Below are 9,880 nucleotides of genomic sequence, written 5' to 3' on the forward strand. Positions count from 1 at the left end.
TTAATGCGCCACCGCTGCTGCTGCCGCTTCGTCAATCAACCGACCATTGCGAAAACGGTCAAGATTGAACGGGGCGTTGATTTTGTGCGGTTCGTCTTTGGCCATCGTATAGGCCAGTAAATCTCCAGCGCCCGGGGTAGCCTTGAACCCGCCCGTGCCCCAGCCGCAATTAACGTAGAGCCCCTTGACCGGCGTCTTGCCCAATATCGGTGAGCGATCGGGTGTCACATCGACGATACCACCCCATGTCCGTAACATCCGCATCCGCCGATAAATCGGGAAAATCTCGCAAATCGCGGCCAGCGTATGTTCAACAATATGAAGCGCCCCGCGCTGCGAATAGCTTACATATTGGTCCGTTCCAGCGCCGATCACCAACTCGCCTTTGTCCGATTGGCTCATATAGGCGTGGACAGTGTTAGACATAACCACGCACGGGAAAGTCGGCTTGATGGGTTCGGAAACCAGCGCCTGCAACGGGTAACTTTCAAGAGGAAAATCGAGGTCAGCCATTTGCATGATCACCGAGCTGTTGCCCGCCGCCGAAACACCCACGCGCTTGGAGGCGATATAGCCGCGCGTTGTTTCCACACCCTCTACCGCGCCATCGGCACCGCGGCGGATACCCGTGACAGCGCAATTCTGAATGATATCAACACCCAAAGCAGCTGCCGCACGGGCATAGCCCCAAGCGACCGAGTCATGACGCGCCGTGCCGCCACGCCGTTGTAGCGCCGCACCCAATACCGGATGCCGCGCATCTGGTGCGATATTCAAAGGCGGACAATAAGCTTTGGCCTGTTCGGGCGTGAGCCATTCATTATCTACGCCATTCAGCCGGTTGGCGTTGATATGGCGTTGAAGGCTTTGCACATCATGCACATTATGCGCGAGCATCATGACGCCGCGCTTGGAATACATGATGTTGTAATTGAGTTCCTGACTGAGGCCATCCCACAGCTTGACCGCGTGATCATAAAGATGCGCGCTTTCATCATAGAGATAGTTGGAACGGATGATCGTTGTGTTGCGTCCGGTATTGCCGCCACCGATCCAACCCTTTTCAAGCACTGCGACGTTGGTAATCCCGTATTTCTTCGCGAGATAATATGCCGCGCCAAGACCATGCCCGCCACCACCGACGATGATCGCGTCATAAGCGGGCTTGGGTGCAGCGTCGGGCCATTGTTCGGGCCAATCCTGATGCCCGCTTAACGCTTTGGCAAAAAGGCTGAATGCGCTGAAGCGGGTCATGCGGCACCCGCAACCAAAGGAGCGTAAACGATTACCATCGTACAGCCGTTTTTGCTGCCTGCGCGGTGCATCGCACCCGGCATACGCAGCACGAAATCGCCGGGGCCATAGCTCGCATCATCATCAAAAAAATCACCTTCAATGACATAGATTTGCTCGATCTCGTCATGTGCGTGCATCTCACCCAAGGGGCCAGGAGCAATTTTCGTTACCATTGTGCGGTATCCGCGCGGGTCATCCATAAGCGCAAGGTTCGTCTCACCGGACCGCTTGCCCGGTTTCCAGCCATCACCCGTCATCTTTATCGAGCCTGATATGGGAAGTGTCGTCATATTGTTTCCGCCTTCAACGCCGCCTTGGCTCGGTCGACATAGAAATCTTTGAAATCCTCAACCAAATTTTCCTCGACCGCATAGGGCCCTTGTACATAGCCGTCATTCGCAATGCCTTGATGGTTGACCATGGAAAAATGTCCGTCTTGCACATTCGTTGCCCGCCACAACGCTGCGAGATGATCAGGATTATAATCAACCCCTTCGACAGCATCCTCATGCACCAACCAGCTCGTCCGCAGAAGAGTTTTTTCAGGGCCAATCGGCGTCAGCGAGAATGTGACCACATGATCACAACAAAAATGATGCCAGCTATTGGGCTGGGTCCAGACAGATAGGCTCGATGTTTCCGGCACCTTGAATGGCCCAATCAGTTTCTGGCAGGCCAGCTTGCCATCTATCGACTGGGTCACAGCGCCGTTTGCCAATGCCAAACGCGCGACGCGATGCCACCAGCCATCGGGAAACTCGATTACATCATGGTCAATGCCTAACGCCTGCCATTCCGCACGCTTTGTTTCCAGATAATCATCGGCAGGCGCATCCCTGCCAAAGCCAGTGGTACCGAGCACGCTGATCAATTCAGGATGGCCGACATCGCAATGATAGCATTCGCGATTATTCTCCATCACCAGCTTCCAATTGGCGTCTTCGATATAATCATCCTGCACCGCGACCTTTAGCTTTTCGAGGTCATACACCGCGATCTGATCCACAATATCAGCTTTAACACGGTCAATCGGCGGCGGATTATCACTTAGGCAAATGAAAATCAGCCCACCAACATTTTCCAGCGCAACCGGGTTCAGGCCATGATCTGCCTTGTCGAAATCCTCTGCCATGCTACGCGCAGCCAGAAGCTTGCCGTCGAGGCCATAAGTCCATTGATGATAAGGGCACATCAACCGCGGCGCACGACCGCTCTGATCGAGACAGATTTTAGCACCGCGATGGCGGCAACTGTTCCAGAATGCGCGAACTTCGTTGTCGCGTCCACGCAGTATGATGATGGAGTTACCCGCCAGCTCAAACACGAAATAATCGCCCGCATTTTTTACATGCGCGACGGTGCAGGCATATAGCCAGACCGATTTAAGCATGACCTGCGTGTCGAATGCGAACGCCTCGTCGCTTACGTACAATCCACGCGGCAGCGTATGGCCTTTACGGTCATTGGAAAGCCAGTTGGCGACAGAGGCAAGGTGCAGCATGGACTTAGCTCCTCAGTGCGTTGTTATCTGGGTCGAAAGGAGAGTCGGCTATGATTGTCGCTTTATGGCGAACCCCTAATATTGTTATCTCTAACTCTGTGCCAGGCACCGCCAAATCTGGCCGGACCATCGCAAGGGCAAGCGATTTTCCGACGCGCCAGCCATAGCCGCCCGATGTCACGCGACCGACAATATCATCTCCCTGATAAATCGGTTCTGACCCACGTGCGTCCGCATCGGTGACGTTATGTACCTCCATGGTCACCAAATGGTTCGCGCTGCCGCGTTCCTTCCACGCAAGCAGGGCTTCCCGTCCAAAAAATGACGGTTTTTTGAGGCTGATGAACCGGTCCAAGCCACTTTCATAAGCCGAATATTCAACCGACAATTCACGCGGGATGAGCTTATAACTTTTTTCCAGCGCCATCGACGTCATCGCGCGGATGCCAAATGGTTTGATGCCAAACGCCGCACCCGCCTCCATCAACTTGTCGAAAATATAGTTCTGCATTTCAATAGGATGGTGGATTTCCCAGCCCAGCTCACCAATGAAATTAACCCGCAACGCGTCTACAGGAGCCAGTCCTATACTCATTTTTTTGCCGGTCAGCCATGGGAAGGCCTCGTTTGACAAATCCGTATCGGTTAGTTTTGCCAGCACATCGCGTGACCGTGGACCAGCGAGCACAAGTACGCCCATTGCCGTTGTCAGTCGTTCGAAATTGACTGAACCATCTTTTGGCATGGCCTTTTTCAGATAATCATGGTCGTGCCGCTCATACGCGCCTGCCGAGACGAGATAATAACGCTGCGCCGCCGCCTTGTAGACCGTAAACTCGCTCCGCACGCCGCCGTTCTGCGTTAGCAGATAGGACAGCGTTACCCGCCCGACCTTTTTCGGAACCGCATTTGTCAGCAATTGGTCGAGCCAGCTTTCTGCCCCCAGCCCCGATATTTCGCATTTGGCAAAGGCGCTCATGTCCTGAATGCCCACATGCTTGGTCACATGCAGGCATTCATTGCCTACATGTTCGAAATAGTTGGAACGGCGGAATGACCATTTTTCACGAACAGGTTCGTCCGGCACGACGGGATGATTGTCGTTCAACAACACATCGGGCTTGTCGAGATCGGCTGCGCTTAATGCATAACCAGCGGGCGCAAACCAGTTAGGGCGCTCCCAACCAAACACGCTACCAAACACCCCGCCGAGCGCTTTCATCCGGTCATAGCATGGCGTGCGCCGCAATGCCCGCCCCGCTTCGCGCTCTTCATCAGGATAATGCACCGTGAAGACCTTGGCATAGGCCTCCTCATTCTTTTCAATCAGAAAGCCCCTGCCGGCATAATCGCCAAAGCGGCGTGGGTCGACTCCCATCATGTCGATGGTCGGTTCCCCCTCGACAATCCAATGCGCCAACTGCCAACCCGCGCCGCCTGCGGCAGTGATCCCAAAACTATGGCCTTCGTTGAGCCAAAAGTTTTTGAGCCCCCATGCCGGTCCGATTATCGGCGAGCCGTCGGGCGTATACGCAATGGCGCCGTTATAGACTTTCTTGATACCGACTTCGCCAAAGGCGGGCACGCGGTTCATCGCTGCGACAATATAGCGTTCAAGGCGCTCAAGCGCGTCAGGGAACAATTCGTATTCACTGTTCGCAGCTGGGCCATCAACGTAACAAGCCGGCGCGCCAACCTCATACGGCCCAAGCAACAGACCGCCGGCTTCCTCCCGCATGTAATAACTGGCATCGGATTCGCGCAACACACCCATTTCCGGCAGGCCAGCCTTTTTGCGCGCCATGATTTCGGGATGCTGCTCGGTGACCAGATATTGGTGCTCAACGGGTATGACCGGAATGTCCAATCCAACCATCGCCCCTGTTTGTCGCGCGAAGTTGCCTGAACAGGATATAACATGCTCGGCGGTAATCTCGCCCTGATCTGTCGAGATCCGCCATTCGCCATTCGGTTGCTGCGTGATGCCAGTAACCGTGGTGTTGCGGTAAATCGTTGCCCCACGCTGCCGCGCGCCTTTGGCGAGTGCTTGGGTAAGATCAGCGGGCTGTATATAGCCGTCATCGGGGTGCTGGATTGCGCCAATGACACCGTCCATATTCGCCAGTGGCCAGATGTCCTTGACCTGGTCCGGCGTCAGGAAATTGACATCGACGCCAATGGTTCGCGCAACACCCGCATAATAATGATACTCATCCATCCGGTCTTTGGTTGTCGCCAACCGGATGTTTGTGACCTGCGACAACCCCGCGTGCAGACCAGTTTCGGCTTCCAAGCTGGGGTACAAAGCTACCGAATATTGATGCAGCTTACCGACGGAATAGCTGAGATTGAAGAGAGGAAGCAACCCTGCCGCATGCCATGTCGAACCCGAGGTCAGTTCCTTGCGTTCCAGCAAGACGACATCGCTCCACCCCATTTTGGCAAGGTGATACAAGGTGCTAACGCCGACTACGCCGCCGCCAATAACCACCGCACGTGCCGTCGTTTTCATGCAAACCATCCTATTTTACGATTACCCCGATATGTCAGAACAACTGGCAATGCGGCAATTATATTGAGCAGCAAATCACAGGAATGTGATTTTTTAATGCTAACTATTAGTTAAATTACTATAAGATTAGCGGAGGTGTGTGCTTGTTTCAATGGAACAGTTCGAGCCGCCAAGGGGCTGGCGCTATGGCTTTGCAGCCCTTCGGGCATACAGGAGAGACCCAGAATTGTGTTGGCTGCTCCCTGCATGAATCCTCTACAGATTCATGCAGGGTAGCAGAGGCCTAACGAGTTGCTTTTGCAGCAAATCTGACCGTGTTTTGATTAAAACTTATAGCCGACCTCAACACCCATCAAGCGCCGCGCGCCCGGTGAGATGAAGGAACCGCCAAACTCAATAGCAGGGATCGCTTCGTTGATATATTTGCGGTCGAGCAAGTTGTCGGCGAACGCGGTTACGTTCCAGTTGTCACCTTCAAGGCCGACGCGCAGGTTGAGAACGCCGAATTGATCACGCTTGGCGACGCTGTAATTGGCATTGCCAACAAATCCGGGCAGCGCGAGCGCAGATATCGGCAGCAACTGACTGAAGATCGTGGCCCGTTTCTGATCCTGAACGGTGTGGAACCATGTCGCGCCGGTAATGCGATAATCGGCCCGCAGAACCAAACCGATATCGTCGCCAAGTGGCGCATCGATCTGGGTTCCAAGGTTAATCGTATAATCCGCGGTATACGGCGATTTGTTGCCTACGGTGTATGGACGCGAGGTATTTTTCTTGATTTCGCTATCGGTCAAGTTGAGCGAGCCAAACACCTTCCAGCCATCGATAATCTTGGCTGTGGAATTCAATTCGACACCCTTTACATCAACCTTGTCGATGTTCGATACAACGCGGAGCAAGCCGAACGATCCGACGAAGAATTCGAAGAACTGCATGTCAGAGATTTTGGTGTAATAACCGGCAAGGTCAAATGTCACGCGGTTGTCGAATAATGACCCCTTGATACCCGCTTCGAACGAGCTCGAGCGTTCCTTGCGGAACTGGTCATTAATTGTCACGCCCGCGCCGATTGCAGGAATGTTAAAGTTGGCATTCACCAAGGCAGACGACCCTGTGTTATTGAAACCACCTGATTTGAAACCGATACCCCAGTTGGCATAAATATTGGTCGAGCTGTTAGGTGTGAAGCTTAGCGTGACCTTTGGCTCCAGCTGTTTGAAGCTAGCAGATTTATCCGCAATTCCACCTGTTGCAGGCAGGCCCGGATTAATCTTAGCACCTGTTATTGGGTCGGATACATTGGGCACGAGGTTGGACGTTGTCCGGTCCTCAACGTCATAACGCAATGCAAAGCCGGCTTTGAACATATCAGACATTTTGTAGTCGACTGAGCCAAATGCAGCGTAGACGTCAGTTTTGAACGTATCGTTGAACAATTGCGATGTCGGGTTGCTGCTGCCCGGTGCATTATACAATGCCGCGCTAACACCTTGACCCAAATCAGCGCCAAGGCTCACGCCGACCGTTCGGTCGATGTGAAGACCGTAGACGCCCACCTGCCAATTCAGCGGCCCACCGTCATTCGACGCCAAGCGGATTTCTCCACTGATATCTTTTTGATTACGGATCTGCAACTGCGTGCCATCGCAGGTTGTCGGGCTGTAGGCACCAAACGTCGAGCCTGTTGCCGGTGCAAAAATGAACGGTACAGGGACCTGACCAATGAAGCCCGGTGCGTTGACTGGAAATCCGGTCAACGCCGCAGTCGCAGCAAAGCATTTGTTCTGGACAGCCAGATTGGTCGCATTGGAAGGCGCACCCAAAGCTGGTGAAATATAACGCGCGAAGTCTGCCGAAGTGCCGTCTGCGGTGAGGTTTTGGTCCACGTCGGAATACAGCGCCCATGCGGTCAGCCGCGTCGCCCCGAAGTCGTGATCAATCTTGGCTGAGAAATCGATCGTCCGCTGGTCGTTCGTTGGCCGAATATTGCTGTAATACCGCAATTCATGGGCATCAACATCTTCGAAGAATGCGCCACCAAACGCTTCGATATGGAACACCGAGTTGAAGTTGATCGACGCGCCAGACAGTTTTGAATAGCGTGCCTTAATATCAAGATCGGTTGCATCGCCCAATTGCGCCATGAAACGGCCGTCAATCGAATATACTTCCTGATCATCTACGACTTTACGGCCAAGATACAGGTTGCGGTAAAATCCGTCTGTTGTGCGATAGTTGCCTGAAAGCACAAAACCGGCAGTATCGCCCAACGGCGATGAAACATAAGCCGAACCCTCGATCGTCTGTTCATTTGCGTAGCTGATTTTGACAGCTCCTTCGAGCGTGTCACCTGGCTTGACCGTGGAGACAACAATCGCACCGGCAGCAGCGTTTCGGCCATAAATTGCGCCTTGCGGACCTTTCAGAATTTCAATCTGACGCAGCGTACCTTGGGTCTGGTTCAACTGCGCGGTGTTGGTTTTTAAAATGCCGTCAACCACGAGCGCAACGGAGCTCTCTGCGTCGCGCGCACCGTTGATGCCGCGAATGTTGATTTGGGTATCGCCAGCCTCGGCAGTGCCCGTCACGATTGTAACACCCGGCGTCAATTGGGCAAAGCCCTGCGCATTATCTGCACCGGTTCTTGCAAGTGCGGCGGCGTCTATAACGGTGATCGAAGCAGGTACATCAACTAGCCGTTCATTTTGGCGGCGTGCCGTTACAATGATTTCTTCCGCTTCTACGCCGTCTTCTGCTGCCTGCGCGAATGCCGTTGTAGGCAACAAAACGCTGACTGCTATCGATGAGAGGAGTGCACTTTTCCCGATACGCATGTAACTTATCCCCTGTTATACCCAATGTTGATTTGGCTACAGCTTATTGTATACAAATGCCATTCGTCAAGAGGAGCGTTAAAACCATGTCGCGGGCATCGGATCGTGCATATAATCATATTCGCAGCATGATTTTGTCTGGTGAGTTGCAGCCTGGATCGCAAATTCGCGAGGAGGCTTTGGCAGAATTGTGCGGTGTATCGCGCACTCCGGTGCGAGATTCTCTTCGGCGGCTTGAGACGGAAATGTTCGTTCGGCGTAACGAATCTCAACGAAGCTTTGTGACAAATTGGTCACTGGACGATCTAAAAGATGCGTTCGAGTTGCGCGCGATGCTGGAAGCGCACGCTGCAAAGCGGGCAGCTTTGCGCATTACGCGAGACCAGCTGGCGCGCATGCGGGGTCATAACGGCCAATTGAAGCAGGCGATTGATGCCAGTCGACCCGATGTGCCACGCTTCATCGACAGTAACCGGGTGTTTCACGCAACAATCCTTGAAGCGGCCGCGTCGGAGAGATTGGCGAACATGCTGATGCAGGTTACCGAACAACCGGTCATACTGCGCACGGCGCGACAATATGACCTCGAAAACCTACGCCGCTCGCACCATGAACATGATGAATTGATGATCGCTTTTGATAATCGCGACGGTGATTGGGCCGCGGCGGTAATGACGGCGCATATCCGGCGCGCATTCCATGCTTATGCCGAAGCGCACTCTACCGACACTGAAATCCGGAAAGCCAATTTAGCCGCATAATCCTATTTTATTTTGTATACAATTATGGCATCACTATCGGTGATGATTATTCCCAAGCATATTGAATTTGTCGAAGTTGGACCACGCGACGGCCTTCAAAATGAAGCTGTTCTGGTATCGGCTTACGATAAACTCGCCTTAATCAATCGCGCGATTGCGGCTGGCGCGCGCCGAATTGAGGTTACCAGCTTTGTGAACCCCAAACGCGTCCCGCAAATGGCGGACGCAGATGATGTTTGCGCAGGCCTACCGGATCGCAGCGATGTCACTTATATTGGCTTGGTCATGAACCTGCGCGGTGCAGAACGCGCCATCGCGACCGGGAAGATAAATCAACTTGGTGCCGTCGCGGTCGCAACGGATACATTCGCAATGGCCAATCAAGGGCAAAGCAGCAACGAATCTGTCGAGGCGGCGAAGGCCATTATTGCGCTCGCCAAAGCCGAAGGGCGCACCGCGCAATGCACCATAGCTGCATCTTTCGGTTGTCCATTTGAAGGTGAAGTGTCTGACCAGCGCATCATTGATATGGCCATGGCCATTGCCGAAGCTGGCCCAGTGGAAATTGCGCTTGCTGATACCATTGGCGTTGGAAACCCCGCTCAAGTAGCGCGGCTGGTCGAGCAGATAAAGAAAGCAGTAAATCCGCTGCCCGTTCGCGTGCATTTCCACAACACCCGCAACACCGGCTTGGCCAATGTTTGGGCCGCTGTAGGTGCGGGGGCGAGCGTTATCGATGCGTCGCTCGGCGGGCTAGGTGGATGTCCGTTTGCACCGGGTGCAGCGGGCAATGTGCCAAGCGAGGACGTTGTCTACATGCTCGAACGTGCACGCGTGTCCACGGGAATGAATTTGGATAGCCTTATTGAGGCTAGCCAATGGCTATCGGACATTATGGGCAGAAAACTACCCGGCATGGTGGCGCAGGCGCCAGCATTTCCGAAAATAGGTTGAGGGAGATATTAATGGGGTA

Annotated in this window: 7 protein-coding genes; 2 read left to right on the plus strand and 5 right to left on the minus strand. The window is 53.7% G+C overall.

The features are described 5' to 3' along the window. The 5 genes from QE270_RS02540 to QE270_RS02560 form a co-directional block, all read right to left on the minus strand. Complete coding sequence (locus tag QE270_RS02540) at window positions 1–1,254, minus strand: sarcosine oxidase subunit beta family protein (protein ID WP_300034702.1); 1,254 nt, start codon at window positions 1,252–1,254, stop codon at window positions 1–3. After that, window positions 1,251–1,586, minus strand: coding sequence for a cupin domain-containing protein (locus tag QE270_RS02545; protein WP_300034705.1), 336 nt, complete (start codon window positions 1,584–1,586; stop codon window positions 1,251–1,253). Before QE270_RS02545 ends, QE270_RS02540 begins: the two co-directional genes overlap by 4 nt. After that, window positions 1,583–2,797: an aromatic ring-hydroxylating dioxygenase subunit alpha gene (locus QE270_RS02550; RefSeq protein WP_300034708.1), complete on the minus strand. Its 1,215-nt coding sequence runs from the start codon at window positions 2,795–2,797 to the stop codon at window positions 1,583–1,585. The genes QE270_RS02545 and QE270_RS02550 overlap by 4 nt, the downstream gene beginning before the upstream one ends. 4 nt (window positions 2,798–2,801) lie before the next feature. Beyond that, on the minus strand, window positions 2,802–5,309 hold the full coding sequence (locus QE270_RS02555) for an FAD-dependent oxidoreductase (RefSeq protein ID WP_300034711.1): 2,508 nt from the start codon (window positions 5,307–5,309) through the stop codon (window positions 2,802–2,804). A gap of 323 nt (window positions 5,310–5,632) precedes the next feature. Next, a complete protein-coding gene (locus QE270_RS02560) occupies window positions 5,633–8,146 on the minus strand; it encodes a TonB-dependent receptor (protein ID WP_300034714.1) in 2,514 nt (837 codons plus the stop codon). Window positions 8,147–8,232: 86 nt separating this feature from the next. On the opposite strand from QE270_RS02560, the gene QE270_RS02565 reads away from it, so the two are divergent. Further along, window positions 8,233–8,907, plus strand: a complete 675-nt coding sequence (locus tag QE270_RS02565) for a GntR family transcriptional regulator (protein ID WP_300034717.1) — start codon at window positions 8,233–8,235, stop codon at window positions 8,905–8,907. A 24-nt stretch (window positions 8,908–8,931) separates the two neighbouring features. Next, window positions 8,932–9,861: a hydroxymethylglutaryl-CoA lyase gene (locus QE270_RS02570; RefSeq protein WP_300034721.1), complete on the plus strand. Its 930-nt coding sequence runs from the start codon at window positions 8,932–8,934 to the stop codon at window positions 9,859–9,861. Window positions 9,862–9,880: the final 19 nt, after the last annotated feature.

The organism is Sphingorhabdus sp., from assembly GCF_029865925.1.
Taxonomy (GTDB): domain Bacteria; phylum Pseudomonadota; class Alphaproteobacteria; order Sphingomonadales; family Sphingomonadaceae; genus Sphingorhabdus_B.